Here is a 22,221-nt window from a genome sequence, read left to right on the forward strand (position 1 = left end):
GCCAGTGCTGCAAGAGAGGACAGAGTGACCTTGCGTCGTCAGATAACCCCTTCCGCCCACGGGACAATCGGCACGCCCGCGCCTATGATGCGCGGGCTGTCCCGGACCTGTGGCCGGGGCGGCGTGACCTTGGACGACACGCAAGAGGCGCGCAGCATGACAATCGAGAAGGTGACGATGGCGGAAGTGGCCGCAAAGGCCGGCGTGAGCCGGTCCGCAGTCAGCAGATACTTCACGCCGGGGGCCTCCGTGTCGAAAAAGACCGCCGAGAAGGTCCGGCTTGCCGCCGAGGCGCTGGGGTTCCGCCCCAACATCCTCGCGCGGTCGCTGATCACCGGGCAGAGCCGGATCATCGGGCTCGTGATCGCCTATCTCGAAAACTACTTCTACCCCGAGGTGCTGGAGAAGCTGTCGAAGGCGCTGCAGGAACGCGGCTATCATGTGCTGGTCTTCATGTCCTCGCAGGGGTCGGAGACGGTGGACGACGTCATTCAGGAAATCCTCGACTATCAGGTGGCGGGGCTGGTGACAGCCTCGGTGTCGCTGTCCTCCGAACTCTCCACCCGCTGCGCGGCACTTGGCGTGCCGGTGGTGCTGTTCAACCGCGCGCAGGATGGCAAGGGCGTGACCTGCGTCACCTCCGACAATGCCGATGGCGGGCGGCAGGTGGCGCGGCTGTTCACCGCCGCCGGGCATCGCCGCATCGCCTATGTGGCGGGGTGGGAACAGGCCTCGACCCAGCGCGACCGCGAGGCGGGCTTCCTGCAGGGGCTGGCCGAGGCCGGGCAGGTGCTGTTTGCCCGCGCCGTCGGCAATTACGAGGCGGCGGCGGCCAAGGCGGCGGCACGCCAGCTTTTTGCCGGCAAGTCCGAGGCGGAGCGGCCCGATGCGGTCTTTGTCGCCAACGATCACATGGCCTTCGTCGTCATGGACGTGCTGCGTTTCGAGCTTGGCCTGAAGGTGCCCGGCGATGTCTCGGTGGTGGGGTTCGACGATGTGCCCCCCGCCGCATGGCCCGCCTATGACCTGACCACGGTGCGGCAGGATGCCGAAACCATGGTGGCGCGCACCGTCGAGCGTCTGCTTGCGCAGATCGAGACCCCCGCCGAGGCCTCTTCGGAGCCGATCCGCATGCCCGCGCCGCTGGTGCTGCGCGGATCCGCCCGCATCCCCGAGGGCTGGAGCCCCCCGAACCCGAACCACTACAGGAGATCTGAATGACCCCCGCCATGGACATGACCGCGCGCATCGTGCGCTACGGCGAGTTGCAGCCCTGCCGCACCGCCTTCATCGACGCGCATACGCCCGGCTCGAACCAGAAGGAAAACTTTACCATCATCGGCGGCGGCGTGTCGGAAAGCGCCGACCAGCATGTGCATATCAGCCTGCCGCACGGGTTCAACATCGGCGCCGCCGGGCAGCCGCCGCATTGCCGCAACTCGCTGCATTCGCACCGCACCGCCGAAGTGTTCTTTGTCCTGTCCGGGCGCTGGCGCTTTTTCTGGGGCCGCTGGGGCACGGCGGGCGAGGTGATCCTTGAACCCGGCGACATCATCAACATCCCCACCGGCATCTTCCGCGGCTTCGAAAATGTCGGCACCGATTACGGGATGATCATGGCCGTGCTTGGGGGCGACGATGCGGGCGGCGGGGTGATCTGGGCGCCGCAGGTGATCGAGGACGCGCGCGATCACGGGCTGGTGCTTGGCGAGAACGGCAAGCTTTACGACAGCAAGAAGGGCCAGACCCTGCCCGACGGCATCGCCCCCATGCCGGTGCTCAGCGAGGCAGAGCTGAAAGCCTTCCCCGAACCCAGCGCGCTGGAGGTGCTGCCGCGCCATGTGGCGCGCTACCTCGATCTTTCGGCGATGGCGGCCAAGACGCCAGTCACCGTGATTGGCGAGACCGGGCGCCTGCCCGACCGCCCCGGATTCGAGGTTGAACTGGTGACGCGCGGCTCTGCCCTGACCACGCCCGTGGCTGACGCGCGGCCCTCGGTGCTGATGCCGGTTTTCGGGCATTGGCGCGTGGTCTGGGAGGGCGGCAGCACCATCCTTGCGCCGGGCGACACGATGAGCGTGCCGGAAAACCTGCCGGTGACGATTGAGCCCAGCATGTCCGGCGAGGCGGGGCTTTACCGCATCCGTGGCACGCAGGATCCGGCGGGCGAGACCTGGAAGGGCTGAGCGGCCCGTTTCCGCAGACGGCGCGGCCCCGGCACCCGGGCCGCGCCAGACCCGTGCCGCACGGGGACCGGACTGGCAAGGCTGGCCCCGACCGCCGGGCGCGGCGGCAGGGGTTATGCCCATAATGCGAATTATGTAATATAGCCCGCGCGCGCATGGCACGGCGTCAGCCCGCTGTCAGCGCCGCTCCGGACCACCGCCCATCCGCTGCACCAGCGCGGCGAGCGTCGGCTCTCCCTCCCCAAGGGCTGCGACCACCGACCACAGATCCTCGGCAGGACCGGCGCCAAGCAGCGTGGCCGATTTGGCGCGCAGCCGTGGCGCAAGGCTTTCGGGATCCCCTGCGGCAAGGATGTCGTGATGCGCCTCGCGGATCCCGTCGCGCGTGGTCACCGACACCCGGGCCTCGCTGTCGCTCAGGCTGCTGTCCGGCGCCACCACCACCCGGTCGCGCAGCGCACAAAGATCGGCGCGGGCGCAGGTTTCCTCGCTATAGACGTCCAGCGCGGCGGTATCGACCCCGGCCAGCATCATCGCGGCGGCAAGCCGGTAGCTGAACTTGGCCTGCAGCCCGGTGGCGGGTTCGGGCAGGTTGCAGACCGCCAGCCAGCGGGGATGGGTGCGGATGGTCAGCTGCGTGACCTCCTCCGGGCGCAGCCCCTCTGCGCGCAGGATCCGCAGGGCCTCAAGCATCGCGTGCAGGCCGTGACAGCAGGCATGGAACTTGTAGGAAATGCGCGGAAACACCCAGTCCGTGCCAAGACCGTCAAGCGCCGCGCCTTCCGCGCTGCCCGCATGGGTGGGCCCGAAGCCCTGCGCGCCTTCGATCGCGTCCGGTGCCGATGTCGCCCCCGCCCGCGCCAGCAGCGCCGAAGTCACCCCCACCTCGGCGGCGAAGCCCGCGTTGAGCGGTTTGCCCATGGTGCCGAACTGGCTTTTCAGCCCCGCCGCCCGGGTTGCGGTCAGGCACAGCGCCTCTGCCATGGTCGCGGCATCAAGGCCCCAGATCCGCGCGGCAGCAGCCGTGGCCCCGAACGCGCCAGAGGTGCCGGTCTGGTGAAACCCCGCCTCGTAATGCGGCCGCCCCAGCCACGCGCCGATCCGGCAGGCGGTTTCCAGACCCACCGCCACCGCATCCAGAAACTCCGCCGCCCCCGCCTGCGCCGTCTCTGCGGCGGCGAGCGCTGCGGGAATGACCGCGACGCTGGGATGGCCGATATGGCCAAAATGCGTGTCGTCGTAATCCAGCGCGTGGCTCACCGCCCCGTTGGCCAGCGCAGCGGCGGCGGCAGGGGCGCGCCCGCCGCCGATCAGCGTGGCCCCCCCGGCAGCGGCGGCACTGTCGCGGGCCATGGCGCGGGCGGCACGGGCCACCGGTTCCTGCCTGCCCGCAAGGCCGACCGTCGCCCAGTCAAACAGCGACAGCCGCACGAAACTGCGCATCCGCGCGTCCCCGGTGGCGGGGCCCGCGGCAAAACGGGCAAGGGTCTGTGCAAGGGTCATGGCGTCTTTCATTCCGTGGCTGTCTGGGGGGGTTCGGTGTCGCGCCCGGCCCGGGCCAGCAGATCCGGCAGCCAGTCGGGTTCAGGCTCTGCGGGCGCCAGCGGATCGCGGGGGCCCAGCTTTTCCGTCAGCACCAGCCCGGCAAGGCGCTGGCGGTCGGTGGCGATGGCGGCATGGCTGCCCGCAAGCCGGGCACCCTCCCATGCAAGGAAAACCGCCGAGGCGATGTGATAGGCCGCACTCGCCGCGCGCCGCGTCTCTGCGGTTTCGGCAGGGCCGTCCTGACCCGAGACCGCGCGCAGCAGCGCCGCCACCCGGTCCAGCGTCGCGCCAAGCCGCTCCGCCAGCGGCGCCTCGACCTCGGCAAGGCAGGTGCGCAGATGCGCCGCAAGCGCGTCGAATGCGCCCTCGCGCCGCGCCGCGCGCAGCACGTCCAGCGCCACGATGTTGCTCGTGCCTTCCCAGATCGAGCCCAGATGCGCATCGCGCAGCACGCGGGCATCGGACCATTCCTCGATATAGCCGCAGCCGCCGCGCACCTCCATCGCGTCCCCCGTCACCCGGCGGGCATCGCGGCAGGCGCGGAATTTCACCAGCGGCGTGAGGATGCGCAGCACCCGGGCCATATCGGCATCGCCCCGGTCCGCCGCCTCCAGCACGCGGGCGGTGTGGAACACCATGCTGCGCCCCTGCTCGGCGGCAAGCAGCATCTTGGCCAGCTGCCGCCGCATCAGCGGCATGTCGATCAGCCGCGCCCCAAAGGCCCGGCGGTGCCGCGAGATGTGCAGCGCCTCGCCGACCGCGCGCCGCATCAGCCCGGCGCTGCGCACGCCATTGGCAAGCCGCGACATGTTGATCATGTCGGTCATCTGCTTGAAACCCTGCCCCGCCGCGCCGACCAGATAGGCCTCTGCCCCGTCCAGCACGATCTCGCCCGAGGCCATCGACCGCGTGCCCAGCTTGTCCTTCAGCCGGATGATCCGGTAGTGGTTGAGCCGCCCGTCCGGCAGGTGCCGGGGCAGCAGGAACAGCGACAGGCCGCGGGTGCCGCTTTCGGCGCCTTCGGGCCGCGCCAGCACCATGGCCAGCGCGGCATCGGGGTTGGAGCAGAACCACTTGTCGCCGTAAAGCCTCCAGCCGCCGTCCTGCGGGCGCGCCACGGTCTCCACCGCGCCCACATCCGACCCCGCCGCCTGTTCGGTCATGAACATCGCGCCCTGAAACAGCCGGTCCATGTCCTGACTGGTGAGCCGGTCAAGATAGCGCGCGATCAGGTCTTCCGATCCGAACCTGCGCAGGGTGCGCGTCAGCGACTCCGTCATGCTGAGCGGACAGCAGAGCCCGAATTCCGCCTGCACGAACAGGTAGACCAGCGCATATTTCGCCATGGGCGGCAGCGGCTCCGCCTGCCCGAACACCCCGCCCCGATGCGACATGGCGGCAAGGCCGAATTCGCCGAAGGCATGGCGTTCAAGCGCCTCATAGGCGGGATGCTTGTCGATGCGCTGCACCGGCGTGCCGGTCCGGTCGCGCAGCACCAGCACGGGCGGGTTCCTGTCGGCGGCAAGGGCCAGCTGCTCCAGCCGGTCCCCGACCAGCGCGCCCATGCGCGCCAGCTGCGGCTCCAGCACCGGGTGCAGGTCGGGGGGCAGATAGACCGACAGCAGGGCCGCAAAGGCCGGATCGGCGTGATAGGCGTTCATGCCCCGGCTGTCGGGAACGGGGCCTGCGCTGGGTCTGGTCATGATGCGCCCCCCCTCAGCCGCAGAGCGCCGCCTTGGCGGCGCGGTACTCGCGGTCAAGCCGCGCCACGATCCGGGCCGCAGGTTCAACCGCCTGCGACTGCGCCACCGCCTGTCCCGCGCTCCAGACCTGCGACCACGCGCGCGGCCTGTCGGGATCGGACTTCGCCCCCATGCGGCGCGGCTGCGCCAGCCACGCCTCCTCCAGATCGACGCCCGCCGCCTCGATGCTGGGGACAAGGTAATTGGCCGGGGTGCCCGAAAACAGCGGCGTATACAGGATCTGGTCCGACGCCGCCGCGACGATCATCTGCTTGTGGCCCTCTGGCGCGATCGCCTCCTCGGCGGGGATGAAGACCGTGCCGGCATAGGCGAAATCGCAGCCCAGCACTTCGGCGGCGAGGATCGCGCGGCCATTCGCGATGGCCCCCGACAGCACCAGCGGCCCGTCATGGAAGGCGCGCACCTCCTCGACCAGCGCAAAGGGGCTCAGCGTGCCCGCATGGCCCCCGGCCCCGGCACAGACAAGGATCAGCCCGTCCACCCCCGCCGCCACGGCGCGGCGGGCATGGCGCGCCTTGACCACGTCATGAAAGACCAGCCCGCCATAGCCATGCACCGCCGCCACCACCCTGTCGGGCGCCGAAAGCGAGGTGATGACCAGCGGCACCTCGTGGCGCACGAGCGTGGCCAGATCCTCCTCCAGCCGGGTGTTGTAGTCATGCACGATCAGGTTGACCCCGAACGGCGCCGGGGTTTCGCCGGTGTCCTGACGGTGCGCGTCAAGCCGGGTCCGGATCTGGGTCAGCCAGAGGTCAAGCTGGTCGGCGGGGCGCGCGTTCAGCGCCGGAAAGGTGCCGATGATGCCCGCCTTGCACTGCGCCACCACCAGATCCACCCCGGAGACAAGGAACATCGGCGCCCCGATCAGCGGCAGTTTCAGCCCGGCCCGCAGCCCGGCAAGGCGGTGCTTCGGCGCGGTGTGGCGTTGCTGGGTCATGCGATCCTCACTTTCCTGATGGGGTCGGGCCTGATGGCCTGCGGGGGGCCGGGGCGGCGGGTCCGGCGGCGGGCGCCATCTGCGCCTGACCGCGCAGCAACAGCCGCCGGGCCCGCGCCACGACCGGAGAGCGCAGCATCTCTGCCTCGGCATCGGGCAGCGCGTCCTCTTCCGCCGCCAGCGCATGGCGCGCCCAGTCCAGATCCTGCGGCGTGGTGCGGAAGCCCGCGCGCGCCGGGGCCAGCTGCCGGGGATGGATCAGGCATTTGCCGCCGAACCCCAGCTCGCTCGCATGCCGCGCGTCATCCGCAATCGCCGCCGCATCGGTGACGCTGACCGTCACCCCGTCCAGCGGCGGCGGAGCCCCCGCCAGCCGGGCCGCCTGCACAAGACGGCTGCGCAGCGGCAGCAGGGCAAGCCGGGTATGCGCGCAGCCCAGATCCTCGGAAAGGTCGATCGACCCGAAGGCAAGCCGGTCCGCCAGTTCGGCGATCTGTTCGACCCGCGACAGGCCGCGCACCGTTTCGATCTGCGCGATGATCTTCTGGCCCGGACGCAGCGCGCCGCGCACCGCCGCGATCTGCTCGGCGCTGTCGCTTTTGGGCAGCACGATCCCGTCCACCCCGGCCATGCGCGCAAAGGCAAGGTCATCGCGGTGCCACAGCGTGCCCGCGCCGTTCACCCGCAGGTAAAGCACCACCGACCGGTCCTGCGGCAGCGCGCGCTGCGGGATGCGCCGCACCGCCGCCTTGCTGTCGGGGGCGACCGAATCCTCCAGATCGATCACCACCATGTCCGACCCCGCCGCACAGGCCGCGGCAAAGCTGTCGGGCCGCGCCGCGGACACGAACAGCGGAAAGCTCGGGGTCTGGTCGCTGAGGCGGGTCATGTCCATGAGGGGGCTCCCGTGGGTCCGGCAGATGCGGTGGCGCCGAAATCAGCGGGACTGCGGGCCGGAATTGCGCAGGATCTCCTCCTCGGTCCGCTGCCACAGTTCAAAGGCGATGGGATCGCTGCGTTCTTCAAGGATATGCCCGACAAGCCCGATGGACCGCGCCATGACCCCGAAGCCGCGCACGATCTGCCAGGGAAAGCCGAATTCGCAGCAGATCGCGCCGATGGCGCCCGTGGCATTGATCGGCAGCGCCTTGCCGCGCGCCGCCTCCGCCTCGCGCTGAAGGCACTGCATCAGCGCGACATATTCCCCCGACAGCCCGTTCTGCGCCGCGATCTCGAACAGGCGCGGCGTGCGCGGATCAACCGGCTTGTGCAGCGGATGGCCAAGCCCCGGCAGGATCTGCCCGCGCGCGGCATGATCGGCCACCACCTTTGTCGCGATTGCCTCCAGATCCGCGCCGGTGCCCAGCCTCTCGGCGGGCAGCGCCTCGTAAAGCAGCCGCGCGGCACCCTCCATGGATCCGACAAGCACCGTGCCAAGCCCGTTCAGCCCCGCCGCCACCGCCGCCTGCAGCGATTCCGGCGCGCCCATATAGGTCAGGCGGGCGACCATGGCCGAAGGTGTGATGCCGTGTTCCACCAGCGTGATGACGATGGCGTTGAACACCTTCGATTCCTCCGGCGTGGGCTTGCGATGCGCGGTCAGCAGAAAGGCCAGATCGCCAAGATTCATCTCGCCAAGGATCTCGCTCGGCAGGTCGAACCCGCGCACGGTGATCTGGTCGGGCGTGCTCCAGCCGATGTCCGAGGTCAGCTTGTCCTTGCGTTTGGGCATGGTCTTTCCTTCAGGTCAGAAGTTTCGCTTCGGTCACCGCCTGCACGTCCTCAAGGCTGTTGCCCTTGGTCAGTTCGACGACCCGGAAGCCGCCGGGGGTCACGTCGAGCACGGCCAGATCGGTGTAGACGCGGCTGACGACGCCAAGCCCGGTCAGCGGATAGGTGCAGCGTTTCAGCAGCTTGGGCGTGCCGTCGCGGTTGACGTGGCGCATCATCACGAGGATCCGCGGCACCCCCACCACCAGATCCATCGCGCCGCCAACCGCGGGGGGGAATTTTTCGTCCAGCGTCGCCCAGTTCGCCAGATCGCCGGTTTCGGCCACCTGATAGGCGCCAAGCACGGCGATATCGATATGGCCGCCGCGCATCATCGCGAAACTGTCGGAATGCTCGAAATAGGCGGCCCCCGGTGCTGCGGTGACATAGCGCTTGCTGGCGTCGATCAGTTCCAGATCCTCTTCGCCCTCGGGCGGGGTCGGGCCCACGCCGAGGATCCCGTTTTCGGAATGATAGATCACCTCGCGGCCCTCGGGCACATAGGCCGAGACATGGGTGGGTTTGCCGATTCCAAGGTTCACATAGGCGCCATCGGGGATGTCCTGCGCCACGCGGGCGGCAAGTTCGGCATCCTCCAGCGCGGTCAGCCGCGCGCCGTTCAGGTTCAAGACGGTCGTCATGGCCGCACCCCGTATTCCACCACGCTCTGGACAAAGATGCCCGGTGTCACCACCCGTTCCGGATCAAGCGGCGTGTCGGACAGCTGCCGCACCTCGGCCACCGCATGTTTCGACGCCATGGCCATCACCGGGTTGAAGTTGCGCGCCGTGGCGTGGAAGCTGAGATTGCCCCAGCGGTCGCCACGGTCGGCCCGCAGCAACGCAAAATCCGCAGGCAGCGGCGCCTCCAGCACATAGCCGCGCCCGTCGATGATCCGGGTCTCCTTGCCCTCGGCCAGAAGCGTGCCGTAACCCGTTGGCGTCAGGAAGCCGCCCAGCCCCGCCCCGGCGGCGCGGATGCGTTCGGCCAGCGTGCCCTGCGGCACCACCTCCAGCGCGACCTCGCCCGCCTCGTAGCGCTTTTCGAACCAGATCGACCCCGGCGAGCGCGGGTAGGAACAGATGACCTTGGCCACCCGCCCCGCCTTCAGCAGCTTGGCGATGCCGGTCTCTCCGGCGCCCGCGTTGTTGGAAATCACCGTAAGCCCCGTCGCCCCCTGCGCCAGCAGCGCGTCGATCAGCCCGAAGGGGATGCCCGAGGATCCGAAGCCTCCGATCATGACCGAAGCGCCGTCGGGGATCGGGGCCACCGCGCTTTCAAGGTCCGTCACAGTTTTGTCCATCTGCAGGTCTCCCGTTGTCTGGATCACGCCTTGGCGGCGCTTCTGCGGCGCCCGAGCCCGAGATTCACCACGATCACCGCCACCAGCACCCCGGCCCCGCCAAGGCTTGTGGTCAGTTCGGGCACGAGGATCAGCACGCCGCCAAGCGCGAAGGCGATGCGGCTCAGCACGCCGATGCGACCGACCTTGTAGATCCATGCCTCGAACCCGGAGGTGATCGCCCAGATCGCCACAAGCGTCAGCGCCACCCGTTCGAGGATCTGCGGCCATGTGCCTTCCATGATCAGCGCCGGATCGTAGACGAAGATGAAGGGCAGCACAAAAAGCGGCATGCCAAGGCGCATGGCGTGAAGCCCGGTCTGCATCGGCTTTGATCCCGCGACATTCGCGGCGGTGATCGCGGCCAGCGCGACCGGCGGCGTGATGTAGGACAGCATGCCCCAGTAAAGGATGAACAGATGGCTCGCGATCGGGTTGAGCCCGGCCTGCACCAGCGCCGGGGCCAGCAGGATCGACAGGAAGATGTAGCAGGCGGTGACCGTCATCCCCATGCCCAGCACGAAGCTGGTCACCGCCCCAGCAATCAGCATCAGCGCGGTGTTGCCGCCCGCATACAGCAGCAGTTCGCGGGAAAACGCGCCCGCCACGCCGGTATAGGACAGGCCGCCGACCACCAGACCGATGCCCGCCAGCACGGCGACAAGGTTTGCGACATTCGCCGAGGTGTCAAGCAGCAGCGCCTTGGCCCGGGCCAGCGTCAGGCGGGTGTCCTTGTTGAACGCCGTCGCCACCAGCATCACCACCGAGGCATAGTAGGGGGAGCGCGCTTCCATGCGCAGGCCCATCAGCACGAAGATCAGCACCGCAAGGCTCAGCAGATAGGGCCAGCCGGATTTCAGCACCGGCCAGAGCGCGGGCATCTCGCTGCGCGGCAGGCCCTTCAGCCCGCGGCGGGCCGCGTACATGTCGACCTGAAACAGCAGCGCCACGTAGAACATCAGCGCCGGGATGACCGCGGCGACCACGATGCTGGAATACTGCACCCCAAGGAACGAGGCCATGACGAAGGCCACGGTGCCCATCACCGGCGGCATCAGCGTGGCGCCGGTGGAGGCGCAGGCCTCGACCGCGGCGGCGTAATGCGCGGGATAGCCGACCCGCCGCATCGTCGGGATCGAGAACGGGCCCGAGGTCAGGATGTTGGAGATCACGCTGCCCGACAGCGAGCCCAGGATGCCCGAGCCCATCACCGCCACCTTGGCAGGGCCGCCGCGGCTGTGCCCGAGCAGCGCCGAGGCCAGTTCCATGAAGAAATCGCTGCCCTTGGTCGCGACCAGCACCGAGCCGAAGATCACGAAGCCGATCACCAGTTCCGCGACGACCTGCATCGGAATGCCGATGATCGACTCGACCCCCAGCACATGCGCCCGGACGGTGCCGATCAGCGAATATTCGGTGCCCCACAGGAAGCCGGGCATGTAATCGGCGTAAAGCGGATAGGTGCCGAACAGCAGCGCGGTCACCAGCAGGATCGTCCCGCCCGCGCGCCGCACCCCTTCAAGCACCAGCACGATCAGCACCGAGGCCATGAGATCGGCCATGGGTGGCGCGTCGTATTCCCAGCCCTTCTGGATGATGTCGAGCCCGTGCAGCCCCAGCCATCCGGCACTGACCAGCGCCGCGACCGCAAGCCCCGGATCAAGCCAGCGGAGGCGGCGCGGATGCAGGGTGCTGGCGGGCAGGGTCAGGAAGGCGACGGCCAGAAAGATGCCGATGAGGTAATAAAGATAGGCGTTGCCCAGAGGCTGGAACCCGAAAAGGTTCAGCAGGAACTGCTGGTTGATCGCCATGACGATCCCGAGCGCTCCCAGCCCCATGACGATCACCCGGCGGGCTGTCTGGTCGGCAAGGATGGGGCGGGCCCCTGCGCCCTGCCCCTCGGGCAATGCGGCATCTGTGGTCTTTTCGGAAACCATGGTCTCTTCCCGATCCAAGGCAGGACGTGCCCCGGCGCGGACCGCGCCGGGGAGATTCAGCGGCCTGCGGGTCAGTTCAGGCCCGCGACAACCTCGGCGCGCCGGGCCATCCATGCCTCGGCGAACTCGTCCTCGGACAGCCCGTCATTCTGCGGCTTGAACTCCTCCCAAGCGGCCAGCAGCGCGTCCATGCGCTCGGTCCGCTTGGCGTTCCATGCGTCATCCTCTTCGGTCCAGATGCCCTTTTCCTTGAGGTAGCGGATGGCGCCGTCATGGAAGGGCACGTCGATCGCGGGCCTGCCGGAAATGTCGAGCGACCAGCGCGACATGGTGGCGGTGCCGTCCTTGTAAAGATCATAGCTTTCGTCGAGCGCCTTGATGAAGGCATAGACCTCGTCCGCCGTCTGCTCGGTCGTGGTGGTGATCACCGGGTAGCGGTAGGCGGCCATCTTGGCGATCTCGCCCTCGGCCAGACCGGCGGCCACATCCTCGTCGGAGGGCCCCATGATCGGCAGCACCTTCAGCAGGCCCTCCCAGCCCGCCGCGTTCTCCGCCTCCAGCGGGGCGTAATGGATGCCGCGCGGGCTTTCCGCCAGTTCATAAAGCTGGCTGGTGGTCGGCGTGGTGCAGGTGGCATCGGACTCGTTGCGGGTCATGGACGACATCGCCGCCGCATAGGTCGGGAAGGTGATGACCTCGACATCGTCAAGCGTCAGCCCGCCAAAGGCGAGGATCGCCTCGCATTTCACGTTCACCGACGGGTTGCCCGCCACAAAGGCGATGCGCTTGCCACGGGCATCGGCCACCGTGTCGATCCCGGCATCGCCCGCCGCGATCAGCGTGATCCCCGCCGGACGACCGGCCACGGCGCGCAGCGCGCGCGGGCCCCAGTCGGGCGTGGCGAAATCGAACGCACCTTCGGAGACGAAGAACGCCTCGGTCGCAAGGAAGGCGTAATCGGCCCGCCCCTGCAGCAGCGGCTGCAGGCGGCCGATGCCGCTGCCCGAAGGCTGGATCCGCACGCGGGTGCCGAATTCCTTGCCAAAGGCGTCAGCGATGGCCGAGGCTTCGGCATATCCGGCCGATCCCACGTCATAGGATGTCCAGACCATCGTATCGGGCAGATCCTGTGCCGCCGCGCCAAAGGCGCTCAGTGCCATCAGGCCGCCCGCAGCGGCCCCGAGTTTGAATCCGGTTTTCATGCTTTCCTCCCTGTGCATCCGAAAACGTGGGCGGGTCACTCCTCCTGTGACCTGCCTCCCGGGGATGCGCGTGGCATGCCTTGCGGGATTTACGTCTTCCTCCGGGTTCAAGCTTGGCGAACTGGCAGCCATGATTCAAATGCATTATACATATATCAGAGATACCCATGAGGCATGAATGGATTTCCGTCAGCTGCGCAACTTCATCCAGGTGGTCGAGCTGAGCAGCATCACCGCCGCCGCCGAACGTCTGAACATCGCCCAGCCCGCCCTCAGCCGTCAGGTCAAGGCGCTGGAGGATGAACTGAACGTGTCGCTGCTGCGCCGCCACGGGCGCGGCGTCATGCCCACCGAAGAAGGCATCCGGCTGGCCCGGCGCGCCAAGGCCATCCTCGAAGAGGTGGAGGACATGGCGGGCGACATCTCCGGCAACAGCGCGCCGCTGTCGGGCACGGTGACGCTGGGGCTGCCGCCCACGGTGGCCGAGATTCTGGCGACCCACATGATCGAACGCACGATGACGCGGTTTCCGGACGTGAAGCTGCGCGTCATCTCGGGGTTCAGCGGCCATGTGCAGGACTGGCTGCTGCGCGGCAAGATCGATCTGGGCGTGGGCTATGAAGGGCAGAAATCCCCGTCGATCCGGGCACAACCCATTATCATCGAACAGCTTTTCCTGATCCAGTCGGCACAGACCGAAGGCGGGCGCGACGGCGTGCCCATCCCGGTGCGCGACGCGCTTGGCAAACCGCTGATCCTGCCCAACCCCGAACACGGCCTGCGCGGACGGGTCGAGGCGATCTCGCAGGAAGAGCAGATCGCGCTCGACGTGGTGCTGGAAATCGACATCCTGTCGACCATGCTTGCCTTTGTCGAACGCGGGCTTGGCAGCACCATCCTGCCGCTGGTGAGCGTGATCGATCACGTGCGCGACGGGCGGCTGATCGCGCGGCCCATCGTGCAGCGCACCATCGACCGGACGCTGGTGCTGATGACGCCGCTCAACCGGCCCGGATCCCGGCTGGCCAGCAGCTTTGCGGAATTCCTGACCGCAGAGGTGCATGCGATGGTGGCCACCGGGCAATGGCCCGGAACGACGCTCTGACACGGCTATCATGCCCCTCCGGCATGCCGGAGAGGTCAGCCATGCCCGGCATGGCAGGTCAGATCAGGCCGCCCGCCATCAGACCCGCCAGAAACAGCAGCCAGACCAGCAGGATGGCAAGGCAGTAGGGGCCGTTCCAGACCAGCCCGATCCGGGCGGTGCTGCGCCCCATGATCGCGGCGGCGACCACCAGCGTCGTGATGAAGGGCGAAAGACCGATCACCGCCGTCCAGCCGCCGGTGATCGCCAGGGCGATCGCGGTATTGCTCAGCCCCGGCATCGCCAGCTGTGCGGCAATCGCGCCAAAGACCGACGCCGTCACGATCGGGTTCACGCCGCAGAGCGCCAGAACCACCGTCAGCAGGCAGAGCCCCAGCGCCAGCACGATGGGGCCCAGCCCCAGCCCAAGGATCGCCGCCCGCAGAGCCTCTGTCGGCAGCAGCGCCAGCAGCAGCACCGGCAGGAAGCCCGCAGCGGCAAACACCCCCACCTCGGCCCCCAGATCGGAAAGCCGCGCCCATGTTGCGCGCGCGGCGGCACCCAGCCCGGCCCGGGCCCGCCCCATGCCGCGCCGCCCGGCGGAGGCGGCCCAAAGCAGCGCATAGACCGGCACGGCGCAGATCAGGCCCTGCTGGAAACTCAGCGGTGTCAGCGCATGGGCCGCAAAGACGGCGGCGCCCAAGGCCAGCACATGCGCCACCAGCGCCGCAGCCCCGCGCCAGCTGCCCGGTGGCGGGCTTGGGCGCGGCAGGCCAAGCCGCCGGAACCGGCGCCCGTCGCGCCGGTCGAAGCCCCAGCCGATGGCGACAAAGACAAAGGACATGGCAAGGCCAGCCGGGCCAAAATCCATGTAGGACGCGCCCGGCAGCGCGATCAGGATCGCATTGGTGGCAAAGCCGAAGGGCGACCAGAGCGAGATCATCGAAAACCCCCGCACCACCGCAAGCGTCATGCGCCGCAGCCGCGCCTCGACCGCCTCTTCGGGCAGACGCGCCGCCGTCTCGGCGGTCATCGAGCGCTTGGCAAGGTCGAGCAGCAGCGCGAGCCCGCCAAAATTGATCAGCACGCCAAACAGATGCCCGCCGAAGGTCATGGCAAGGTAGCGGCGTGAGGCGGGCTGACTGGTGACATAGGCCCCCGCCTGCAGCACCTCGGGGGCGATGGCCGCCGCCGACCGCAGCGTGCCCAGCATGGCGATAAGCGCGGCAAGAAAGATCATCCGGTCGGCGGCCTGCCAGAGCACCCCGGCGGGAACGCCCCGCCAGAGCGCCAGCGCCAGAACCGCCAGCGACAGCAGCAGCGGCACCCATGTGCCGGTGCGGAACTGCCGCCACGCCAGCAGCAGGAACAGCACCAGCGCACCCGCCGCCAGAGCGGTAAGCGCGCGCGAGTCGATGAAGATCAGCAGCAGCGCCGCCACCATGACCACGGCCATGGCGATCCGGCGCAGGGTCACGGGCAGCGGCGCGGGGGCCGCCGCCGGTCCGGGGGACAGCGGCCCCCGGAGGCTCAGCATCCCCGGAAGCGCGGCGGTCTTTTCTCGGCAAAGGCCGCCCGCCCTTCCGCCGCATCCGCGCTGTTGAGCAGCAGGGGCTGCAGCGTCTGCTCGTATTCAAGCGCCTCGGCAAGATCGCGCGCGAACCAGTCGAGGATGAACTGCCGGGGCAGCACCGCGCCCTCCGCCTCGGCCAGCGCAAGGGCAGAGGCGACGCGCAGCGCCTCGCCCGGTTCCGCCAGCGCGTCAACGATCCCCAGCGCCTCGGCCTCGGGCGCGCCCACCACGCGGTTGGTCAGGATAAGCCGCCGCGCCCGCGCGGGCCCGATCCGGGCGGGCAGCGTGCTCAGCAGCCCCATGTCGGGCATCAGCGCGATCTTGGTGAAGCTCGCGACGAACCGCGCCTCGCGCGAGGCGACGATGGTCGGACAGGCCAGCGCCAGCGCAAAGCCGCCGCCCGCCGCCCAGCCCTCGACCGCGGCGACCAGCGGTTTCGGAAAGCGCGCCATGCGGGTGATGACGTCGCTGATCACCGCGAACCGCTCGCGATGCGCGCCAAGGCTGCGTTCGCCCTGATCGCGGATGTCGCCCCCGCCGGAAAAATGCCCGCCCGCGCCGGTGATGACCACGGCGCGCACCGCATCGTCCCCCGCCGCCCCGGACAGCGCCGCCGACAGCGCCTGCCGTGCCTTATGGCCGACCGGGTTGCGCCGCTCCGGTTCGTTCAGCGTAAGGACAAGCAGCCCGTCCTCGCCCCTCTGCGTCTCGATGCTCATGCCGTCTCCCTCTGCCTGAATAGCCCGTTGCCGATGGCGATCTTGTCGCGCTCCAGCACCCGCGTGCGGAACGAGCCGTCCCGCCAGATCTCCGTCCGCAGCGTCTCGCCGGGATAGACGACGGCGGTGAACCGCCCGTCCATCGCGCCGAACCGGTCCGCGTCGTAATCGCACAGCACCGCAAGCAGCGCATGGGCGGCACAGCCGAAGCTGCAGAGCCCGTGCAGGATCGGACGGTCGAACCCGGCCTTGGCCGCCACACGCGGATCCAGATGCAGCGGGTTCGGATCGGCATTCCAGCGGTAATGCAGCGCCTGCTCGGGCCGGGTCGGCGTGTCGAACACATGATCGGGCGCAGTGTCGGGCAGCGGGTGCGGCGGTTTCACCGGCCCGTCCGGCCCGCCAAAGCCGCCATCGCCGCGCAGGAAGGTGGTGCCGCGGCAGGTCGCCAGCAGCGTGCCGGTCTCCGCCTCGCGGATCTGCTTTTCCGAATACAGCAGCGCGCCGCGTCCTTCGCCCTTGTCGACAAGGCCGGTCACGCGGGTCTTGGCGATCACCGTGCCCTCGGGGGGCAGGGTCTGGTGCAGCGTCATGCCCTGTTCGCCATGCACCAGCCGAAGCGCGTCGACCCCGGTCTCCGGACGGCCCAGCCAGAACCCGGGATGGCCAAGGATGTTGACCATGGCGGGCATGGCGCGCCGGTCCTCGGCCAGCGCCCCGACATAGGCCAGCTGCCGCAGATCCATCGGATCCTGCCCCATGCCGATGCTCAGCGCATACTGCGCGACCTGCGCCGGGCCATAGCTCTGCCGCACCTCGGGAATGTCGAAGGCCCTCAGGTGGTCATAGTCAATGGCCATGCGCCGCCTCCTCCTGCCCGTGGAGTTCGATGACGGCGTCAAGCGCAAAGGCCCCCTGCCCTTCGGGCATCGCCAGCACCGGGTTGAGGTCGATCGACACCAGCCGCGCGCCCGCCCCCGCCGCAAACACCGACAGGCGCGACAGCATCTGCGCCAGCGCGTCGATATCCGCCGGGGGCTGCCCGCGCGCGCCCTGCAGGATCGCGGCGGCGCGGATCGACAGGATCATCTCCCGCGCGGTTTCCGGCCCGAAGGGACAGGCGCGCAGCGCCACATCGTTGAGCAGTTCGACGAAAATGCCGCCAAGCCCGAACACGGCGACCGGCCCGAAGGTCGGATCGCGGCTGATCCCCATCAGGCATTCCACCCCGCCCGACAGCTGCTTGGCCACCAGCACGCCGGTCACCACCGCGCCGGGCGCATGGGTGGCCGCCGCCGACAGGATCTCGGCATGGGCGGCGCGCACCGCCTCGGCGGTGCCGATGTTCAGCTTGACCGCCCCGATGTCGGATTTGTGCAGGATGTCCGGCGACAGGATCTTCATCACCACCGGAAAGCCGAAGGACTCCGCCGCCGCCACGGCGTCTTCCGCGCTCTGCACCGCGCGTTCGGGGGCGGCGGCGATCCCGGCCCCGGCAAGCAGCGCCTTGGCCTGCGCCTCGTCCGGCGGGCCCTCGGGCAGCGTGACCGGCACCACCTCCGGCAGGGCGGGCCCCGGTCCGCGCGCCCGCCCGGCGCCAAGCCGCAGGATCGCGTCCAGCGCCCGCACCGCGCGGCAGGGATCGTTGAAGACCAGAATGCCCGCATCGTCATAGCGCTGCAGCACCTCGCGCTCTCCCAAGGCGCAGAAGGCGATGATCCGGTCGGGATAGGCCGCGCGCAGCGGCGCCATCGCCTCCAGGATCACGTCAGACATGGCCCGGCTGCCCGCGACATAGGTCAGGAAACACAGCACCGCCCCGTACCCGCCCTCTTCCAGCCCGCTGCGGGTGAAGAGGTCCAGCAGCGAGGGATCGTTCAGCGCCTGCGCGGTGCAGTCGAGCGGATTGACCGGCGAGGCATAGGGCAGCGCCGCTTTCAGCACCGCCTGCGCCGCCTCTGGCATCGCGGGCATCGGCAGGCCGACCCGTTCCGCCTCGTCGCTGGCCACGATGCCCGCGCCGCCGCTGACCGTGACGACCCCCAGCGAATGCCGCGCCGGAAACACCTTCTTGGAGGCGGCATAGGCGATGTCCATCATCGTCTCGGGGTCGCGCAGGATGATCGCGCCATGATCGGACAGCACCGCATCCGCAACCACCGCATCCCCGGTCAGCGAGGCGGTATGCGAGGCCGCCGCACGGGCACCGACCGCCGAACGGCCGGACTTGAGCGCCAGCACCGGCTTGCCCGCCGCGCGCGCCGCGTCCAGCGCCGCCAGCAGCGCGGGCGCGTCATTGATCGCCTCCATATAGGTGCAGATCACGTCGGTGCTGTCGCTTTCGGCCATCCAGCGGATCGCGTCGGCCACGGTGATGTCGGCCTCGTTGCCGGTGGTGATGAGCACCGAACAGCCCAGCCCCTGATCCCGCGCCAGCGCGCCAAGATGCGCGCCAAAGGCCCCGGACTGGCTGGCGATGCCGATATTGCCCGGGCGCGGCATCCCGGTATCAAGCGAGGAGGAGAAGGTGCCGTAATAGCCGATCCCGACATTGTAGACACCCAGCGTGTTCGGCCCGAGCAGGCGCATGCCATGGTGCCGGGCCCGGGCGACCAGCGCGCGCTGCGCCGCCTCGCCCTCTGCCCCGGTCTCGGCGAAGCCTGCCGAAAACAGCGTTGCCGCCTTGCAGCCCCTGCGGCCAAGCGCCTCGATCGTTTCGGGCACCAGCTTCGCGGGCACCGCGATCAGCGCGGCATCGGGCGTTTCGGGCAGGTCGTCGACGCTGGCGTAACAGGGCAGGCCCTGCACCCTGTCGCGTTTGGGATTGACCGGCAGGATGCGGCCCGCGAAGCCTGCGCGCAGCATCGCCGCGATGGGGCGCCCGCCGATCCGGGTGACATCGTCCGACGCCCCGATCACTGCCACGGAGCGCGGGGCGATCAGCCCGTCGATATGGGAAAGATCGCTCATAGCGCCGCCTCCGATCCAAGAATGGCCGTGCACTGGCTGGACAGCGTGCCACCATTGCCGTGACAGAGCGCAAGGCTGCAGTCCGCGATCTGCCGTGCCCCCGCCACGCCGCGGATCTGCGCCACCGCCTCGGCGATGAGGAAAAGCCCGTACATGCCCGGATGCACGCAGGACAGCCCGCCGCCATTGGTGTTGACCGCCAGGTCGCCGCCGGGCGCGATGCGCCCGTCCGCAACGAAGCGCCCGCCCTCGCCCTTGGGGCAGAAACCCAGATCCTCCAGAAAGAGGATCGTGTTGATGGTGAAGGCGTCATAGACCATCACCAGATCCAGATCCGCCTGCCGCACCCCGGCCATGTCCATGGCGCGGGGGCCGCTTTCGGCGGCGGCGGTGGTGGTCAGATCCGGCATCGCCACGATGGAACGGTGGTGGTTCGCCGCCCCCGCGCCAAGGAAATAGACCGGCTTGCCCGGCAGATCCTTCGCGCGATCCGCCCGCACCAGCACGCAGGCCGCAGCCCCATCGGTCACAAGACAGCAGTCGGCCTTGGTCAGCGGGTCAGAGATCATCCGCGCCGACAGGATGTCGTCCCGTGTCAGCGGGCCGCGCGCAAAAGCCTCGGGGTTGAGATTGGCCCAGTCCCGCGCCGCCAGCGCCACATCGGCCAGATGGTCGCGCGTGGTGCCGTATTCGGCCATGTGCCGGCTGGTCGCCAGCGCATAGGCGGTGATCGGATGGCGCGGCCTGTAGGGGGTTTCGTGCCATTGCGGTTCGCTCATCGACACGAGCCGCCCGCCTGCGGTGCGCTGGTTCGACCCGTAGCAGACCAGCGCCGCATCGCAGAGCCCGGCATCCAGCGCCAGCGTCGCCTGCAGCAGATGCATCTCGAAGCTCGAGCCGCCGACATTGGTGCCGTCGAAAAACTTCGGCTTCAGGCCAAGATATTCCACGACGCTCATGGTGGGGAAGGCATGGCTGCTGGTCGCGGCGAAGACGCCGTCGATGTCCTGCATCTTCAGCCCGGCCTCGGCCACCGCCGCCACGGCAGCCTGCCCCAGAAGTTCCATTGCCGAAAAGCCGGGCGCCTCGCCGACACCCGCCGTGGCCATGCCGACGATGGCGGTTTTGCCCCGCAGGGTCCGGTCGCTCATGCCGCGCCCTCCTCGATCAGGTCAAAGACCACGCGCGGGCCGTCCTCGGTGGTCTCGATCCGCGCCTTCACCCGGGCGCCGATGCTCGCGGTCTCCACCGCCGGAAGCGTCGACATCAGGCGCACGCCCTCATCCAGATCCACCAGCGCCACGTTCCACGACCCGCCGCGCGACCGGTTCACCGTGATGGCATAGACCGTGCCGGTGCCCTTCGCCTCGACCCAGCGCAGATCGGTCGCCCCCGAAGGCGCCAGCACGCGCGGCCAGAACACGTATTCGCCGGTGCTGTCGGCGCGCTGGATCATGAACCGCCCCGCTGCAAGATAGGCCTCATAGGTGGCCTGCGGCCCGGCCTTGCCTGTCGTGATCTCCGTCATCGCTCCTCCCCTTTCGCGCTTTTTCAGTCTTTCCAGCCCAGATACAGGTGGGTCTGGCTGGTCACGCCAACGACCTTGCCGTCGCCGCGCGTCATGGTGACCTGCAGCACCGAGGTCGCCCGGCCCACATGGACCGGCACGCAGCGCGCGGTCACCGTGTCGCCCAGCTTGACCGGGCGGATGAAATTGGTCTTTGCCTCCACCGTGGTGTTGGAGATCTCTGCCGGGCTGCAGATGAACGACGCGGTCCCCGCCGCAGTATCCGACAGCGTCATTAGCGCGCCGCCATGCAGCACCCCGTTGCGGTTCGACATGTCCTCGGTCACCGTCATCGTGCAGACCACCTCCTCCGGCGTGCAGCGGAGGATCTCGATCCCCAGAAGGATCGAGAACTTCGACTGCGGCGGCATGTCGGCAAGGCTGCGCGGCCTTTGCGCCGCCATCGCTCAGACGGCCCGCTGCGCCAGCGAGCGCCGGGCGATGACCAGCTGCTGGATCTGGCTGGTGCCCTCGTAGATGCGCAGCAGGCGGATGTCGCGGTAAAGCCGTTCGATATCGTAGTCGGCCATATAGCCCGCGCCGCCATGGATCTGCAGCGCGCGGTCGGCGATGCGGCCCGCCGCCTCGGTGCAGAAATACTTGGTGCAGGCCGCCTCGATGATCGCCTTGCCCTCGCGGTCGAAGGTGTCGGCGCTGGCCCGGACCAGCGCGCGCGCCGCGTGCAGCTCTGCCTGACAGTCCGCCAGCATGCCCTGCACCAGCTGATGCTCGCCGATGGGCTTGCCGAACTGTTTGCGCTCCAGCGCGTAATCGGTGGCAATGTCGAGCATGCGCTGGCTCTGGCCCACGGCCATCGCGCCCACATGGATGCGCCCGCGGTCGAGCACCTTCATCGCGGTGCGGAACCCCTGATGGAGCCGGTCCGGCCCGCCAAGAATGGCGCTTTCCGGCACGCGCACATCATCAAAGATCACGTCAGAGGTTTTGGTGCCGCGCTGGCCCAGCTTGCGGTCGGGCTTGGCCACCGTGATGCCCGGCGTGTCCGCCGGCACGATGAAGGCCGACACGCCATCGGCGCCGTCCTTTTCGGGATCGGTGCGGGCAAACACCGTGAAGACCCCGGCGCGCACCGCGTTGGTGATGTAGCGCTTGGTGCCGTTGATCACGAAATCGCCGCCATCGCGCCGCGCCGAGGTGCGGATGCCGCCCGCATCGGACCCGTTGTCGGGTTCGGTCAGCGCGAAGGAGGCGATGACATCGCCGCTGGCCACGCCGGGCAACCAGCGTTCCTTCTGCGCCTGCGTGCCGTCCATCACGATGCCCTGCGAGCCGATGCCGACATTGGTGCCGATCAGCGAGCGGAAGGTCAGCGAGGCATAACACAGCGTCTCGATCAGCCGCGCCTCCTGCGGCACGTTGAGCCCGATGCCGCCAAATTCCTCGGGCGTGGACAGGCCGAACAGGCCCATCTCCTTCATCTCCGCCACGATCTCTTCGGGGATGGCGTCCTCTTCCTCGACGCGGCGCTCCGCCGGGATCAGCCGCTCGCGGGCGAATCTCTCCACGCTGTCCACAAGCTGTTCAAATACATCACGATCCACACCTGCCGGCATCGTTCCTTCCTCCCTCGGCACAATTCCGTTCTGGCCTTGATCTAGCAAGATC

The 22,221-nt window shown here is 68.9% G+C and carries 21 protein-coding genes; 3 read left to right on the forward strand and 18 right to left on the reverse strand.

Annotated features, from left to right (window positions below; translation table 11 throughout):
• Nucleotides 1-38: 38 nt before the first annotated feature.
• The gene (locus tag VK682_RS14835; RefSeq protein WP_324782130.1) at nucleotides 39-236 is read right to left on the reverse strand and encodes a hypothetical protein; all 198 of its coding nucleotides are present in this window, start codon (nucleotides 234-236) and stop codon (nucleotides 39-41) included.
• Here VK682_RS14835 and VK682_RS14840 point away from each other — a divergent pair.
• Both VK682_RS14840 and VK682_RS14845 read left to right on the forward strand, forming a co-directional pair.
• Nucleotides 157-1,221, forward strand: a complete 1,065-nt coding sequence (locus VK682_RS14840; RefSeq protein ID WP_324782117.1) for a LacI family DNA-binding transcriptional regulator — start codon at nucleotides 157-159, stop codon at nucleotides 1,219-1,221. The two genes, VK682_RS14835 and VK682_RS14840, sit on opposite strands and share 80 nt — an antisense overlap.
• Nucleotides 1,218-2,186, forward strand: coding sequence for a cupin domain-containing protein (locus VK682_RS14845; protein WP_324782118.1), 969 nt, complete (start codon nucleotides 1,218-1,220; stop codon nucleotides 2,184-2,186). Before VK682_RS14840 ends, VK682_RS14845 begins: the two co-directional genes overlap by 4 nt.
• A gap of 177 nt (nucleotides 2,187-2,363) precedes the next feature.
• Here the strand turns inward: VK682_RS14845 and VK682_RS14850 are convergent, their stop codons facing one another.
• The 9 genes from VK682_RS14850 to VK682_RS14890 all read right to left on the reverse strand — a co-directional run bounded on the left by VK682_RS14850 (nucleotide 2,364) and on the right by VK682_RS14890 (nucleotide 12,682).
• A complete protein-coding gene (locus tag VK682_RS14850; RefSeq protein ID WP_324782119.1) occupies nucleotides 2,364-3,689 on the reverse strand; it encodes an MmgE/PrpD family protein in 1,326 nt (441 codons plus the stop codon).
• 8 nt (nucleotides 3,690-3,697) lie between these two features.
• Nucleotides 3,698-5,434 (reverse strand): acyl-CoA dehydrogenase family protein, encoded by a 1,737-nt coding sequence (locus VK682_RS14855; RefSeq protein ID WP_324782120.1) that lies wholly within the window; start codon nucleotides 5,432-5,434, stop codon nucleotides 3,698-3,700.
• Nucleotides 5,435-5,447: 13 nt separating this feature from the next.
• On the reverse strand, nucleotides 5,448-6,431 hold the full coding sequence (locus tag VK682_RS14860; RefSeq protein WP_324782121.1) for an NAD(P)H-dependent flavin oxidoreductase: 984 nt from the start codon (nucleotides 6,429-6,431) through the stop codon (nucleotides 5,448-5,450).
• Nucleotides 6,432-6,438: 7 nt separating this feature from the next.
• Nucleotides 6,439-7,326: an HpcH/HpaI aldolase/citrate lyase family protein gene (locus VK682_RS14865; RefSeq protein WP_324782122.1), complete on the reverse strand. Its 888-nt coding sequence runs from the start codon at nucleotides 7,324-7,326 to the stop codon at nucleotides 6,439-6,441.
• A gap of 42 nt (nucleotides 7,327-7,368) precedes the next feature.
• On the reverse strand, nucleotides 7,369-8,163 hold the full coding sequence (locus VK682_RS14870) for a citryl-CoA lyase (protein WP_324782123.1): 795 nt from the start codon (nucleotides 8,161-8,163) through the stop codon (nucleotides 7,369-7,371).
• Between the two features lie 10 nt (nucleotides 8,164-8,173).
• Nucleotides 8,174-8,842 (reverse strand): 3-oxoacid CoA-transferase subunit B, encoded by a 669-nt coding sequence (locus VK682_RS14875; protein ID WP_230796544.1) that lies wholly within the window; start codon nucleotides 8,840-8,842, stop codon nucleotides 8,174-8,176.
• On the reverse strand, nucleotides 8,839-9,504 hold the full coding sequence (locus tag VK682_RS14880; RefSeq protein WP_089848219.1) for a 3-oxoacid CoA-transferase subunit A: 666 nt from the start codon (nucleotides 9,502-9,504) through the stop codon (nucleotides 8,839-8,841). The genes VK682_RS14875 and VK682_RS14880 overlap by 4 nt, the downstream gene beginning before the upstream one ends.
• Nucleotides 9,505-9,527: 23 nt before the next feature.
• Nucleotides 9,528-11,480 carry a TRAP transporter permease gene (locus VK682_RS14885; RefSeq protein WP_089848218.1) on the reverse strand — a complete coding sequence of 651 codons (1,953 nt, stop codon included), beginning with the start codon at nucleotides 11,478-11,480 and terminating at the stop codon, nucleotides 9,528-9,530.
• A 71-nt stretch (nucleotides 11,481-11,551) separates the two neighbouring features.
• Entirely contained in the window at nucleotides 11,552-12,682 is a 1,131-nt protein-coding gene (locus tag VK682_RS14890) for a TAXI family TRAP transporter solute-binding subunit (RefSeq protein ID WP_089848468.1), read from the reverse strand.
• A 178-nt stretch (nucleotides 12,683-12,860) separates the two neighbouring features.
• Here VK682_RS14890 and VK682_RS14895 point away from each other — a divergent pair, with 178 nt between their 5' ends.
• Complete coding sequence (locus VK682_RS14895; protein WP_324782124.1) at nucleotides 12,861-13,787, forward strand: LysR family transcriptional regulator; 927 nt, start codon at nucleotides 12,861-12,863, stop codon at nucleotides 13,785-13,787.
• A gap of 58 nt (nucleotides 13,788-13,845) precedes the next feature.
• On the opposite strand, the gene VK682_RS14900 is transcribed toward VK682_RS14895, so the two are convergent.
• From VK682_RS14900 to VK682_RS14935, 8 genes are read right to left on the reverse strand one after another with little or no spacing between them, the layout of a single operon-like run.
• Nucleotides 13,846-15,303: a hypothetical protein gene (locus tag VK682_RS14900; protein WP_230796546.1), complete on the reverse strand. Its 1,458-nt coding sequence runs from the start codon at nucleotides 15,301-15,303 to the stop codon at nucleotides 13,846-13,848.
• The gene (locus VK682_RS14905) at nucleotides 15,297-16,058 is read right to left on the reverse strand and encodes an enoyl-CoA hydratase/isomerase family protein (RefSeq protein ID WP_324782125.1); all 762 of its coding nucleotides are present in this window, start codon (nucleotides 16,056-16,058) and stop codon (nucleotides 15,297-15,299) included. Before VK682_RS14905 ends, VK682_RS14900 begins: the two co-directional genes overlap by 7 nt.
• Nucleotides 16,055-16,918: a MaoC family dehydratase gene (locus VK682_RS14910; RefSeq protein ID WP_230796551.1), complete on the reverse strand. Its 864-nt coding sequence runs from the start codon at nucleotides 16,916-16,918 to the stop codon at nucleotides 16,055-16,057. The genes VK682_RS14905 and VK682_RS14910 overlap by 4 nt, the downstream gene beginning before the upstream one ends.
• Complete coding sequence (locus tag VK682_RS14915) at nucleotides 16,908-19,028, reverse strand: acetate--CoA ligase family protein (protein ID WP_230796553.1); 2,121 nt, start codon at nucleotides 19,026-19,028, stop codon at nucleotides 16,908-16,910. Before VK682_RS14915 ends, VK682_RS14910 begins: the two co-directional genes overlap by 11 nt.
• Nucleotides 19,025-20,179 carry a thiolase family protein gene (locus VK682_RS14920; RefSeq protein ID WP_230796555.1) on the reverse strand — a complete coding sequence of 385 codons (1,155 nt, stop codon included), beginning with the start codon at nucleotides 20,177-20,179 and terminating at the stop codon, nucleotides 19,025-19,027. Before VK682_RS14920 ends, VK682_RS14915 begins: the two co-directional genes overlap by 4 nt.
• Nucleotides 20,176-20,556: a Zn-ribbon domain-containing OB-fold protein gene (locus VK682_RS14925; RefSeq protein ID WP_324782126.1), complete on the reverse strand. Its 381-nt coding sequence runs from the start codon at nucleotides 20,554-20,556 to the stop codon at nucleotides 20,176-20,178. The genes VK682_RS14920 and VK682_RS14925 overlap by 4 nt, the downstream gene beginning before the upstream one ends.
• 23 nt (nucleotides 20,557-20,579) lie before the next feature.
• Nucleotides 20,580-20,999, reverse strand: a complete 420-nt coding sequence (locus VK682_RS14930; RefSeq protein ID WP_089848199.1) for a PaaI family thioesterase — start codon at nucleotides 20,997-20,999, stop codon at nucleotides 20,580-20,582.
• Between the two features lie 3 nt (nucleotides 21,000-21,002).
• Nucleotides 21,003-22,157, reverse strand: a complete 1,155-nt coding sequence (locus VK682_RS14935; RefSeq protein ID WP_324782127.1) for an acyl-CoA dehydrogenase family protein — start codon at nucleotides 22,155-22,157, stop codon at nucleotides 21,003-21,005.
• Between the last annotated feature and the right edge of the window lie 64 nt (nucleotides 22,158-22,221).

The sequence above is a fragment of the Salipiger marinus genome, assembly GCF_035481585.1.
Lineage (GTDB): Bacteria > Pseudomonadota > Alphaproteobacteria > Rhodobacterales > Rhodobacteraceae > Salipiger > Salipiger marinus.

Bases quoted from the DNA above. Each gene is read 5' to 3' on its own strand.
- VK682_RS14840 (WP_324782117.1), top strand. From the start codon at position 157: ATGACAATCGAGAAGGTGACGATGGCGGAAGTGGCCGCAAAGGCCGGC.
- VK682_RS14845 (WP_324782118.1), top strand. From the start codon at position 1,218: ATGACCCCCGCCATGGACATGACCGCGCGCATCGTGCGCTACGGCGAG.
- VK682_RS14850 (WP_324782119.1), bottom strand. From the start codon at position 3,689: ATGACCCTTGCACAGACCCTTGCCCGTTTTGCCGCGGGCCCCGCCACC.
- VK682_RS14855 (WP_324782120.1), bottom strand. From the start codon at position 5,434: ATGACCAGACCCAGCGCAGGCCCCGTTCCCGACAGCCGGGGCATGAAC.
- VK682_RS14860 (WP_324782121.1), bottom strand. From the start codon at position 6,431: ATGACCCAGCAACGCCACACCGCGCCGAAGCACCGCCTTGCCGGGCTG.
- VK682_RS14865 (WP_324782122.1), bottom strand. From the start codon at position 7,326: ATGGACATGACCCGCCTCAGCGACCAGACCCCGAGCTTTCCGCTGTTC.
- VK682_RS14870 (WP_324782123.1), bottom strand. From the start codon at position 8,163: ATGCCCAAACGCAAGGACAAGCTGACCTCGGACATCGGCTGGAGCACG.
- VK682_RS14875 (WP_230796544.1), bottom strand. From the start codon at position 8,842: ATGACGACCGTCTTGAACCTGAACGGCGCGCGGCTGACCGCGCTGGAG.
- VK682_RS14880 (WP_089848219.1), bottom strand. From the start codon at position 9,504: ATGGACAAAACTGTGACGGACCTTGAAAGCGCGGTGGCCCCGATCCCC.
- VK682_RS14885 (WP_089848218.1), bottom strand. From the start codon at position 11,480: ATGGTTTCCGAAAAGACCACAGATGCCGCATTGCCCGAGGGGCAGGGC.
- VK682_RS14890 (WP_089848468.1), bottom strand. From the start codon at position 12,682: ATGAAAACCGGATTCAAACTCGGGGCCGCTGCGGGCGGCCTGATGGCA.
- VK682_RS14895 (WP_324782124.1), top strand. From the start codon at position 12,861: ATGGATTTCCGTCAGCTGCGCAACTTCATCCAGGTGGTCGAGCTGAGC.
- VK682_RS14900 (WP_230796546.1), bottom strand. From the start codon at position 15,303: ATGCTGAGCCTCCGGGGGCCGCTGTCCCCCGGACCGGCGGCGGCCCCC.
- VK682_RS14905 (WP_324782125.1), bottom strand. From the start codon at position 16,058: ATGAGCATCGAGACGCAGAGGGGCGAGGACGGGCTGCTTGTCCTTACG.
- VK682_RS14910 (WP_230796551.1), bottom strand. From the start codon at position 16,918: ATGGCCATTGACTATGACCACCTGAGGGCCTTCGACATTCCCGAGGTG.
- VK682_RS14915 (WP_230796553.1), bottom strand. From the start codon at position 19,028: ATGAGCGATCTTTCCCATATCGACGGGCTGATCGCCCCGCGCTCCGTG.
- VK682_RS14920 (WP_230796555.1), bottom strand. From the start codon at position 20,179: ATGAGCGACCGGACCCTGCGGGGCAAAACCGCCATCGTCGGCATGGCC.
- VK682_RS14925 (WP_324782126.1), bottom strand. From the start codon at position 20,556: ATGACGGAGATCACGACAGGCAAGGCCGGGCCGCAGGCCACCTATGAG.
- VK682_RS14930 (WP_089848199.1), bottom strand. From the start codon at position 20,999: ATGGCGGCGCAAAGGCCGCGCAGCCTTGCCGACATGCCGCCGCAGTCG.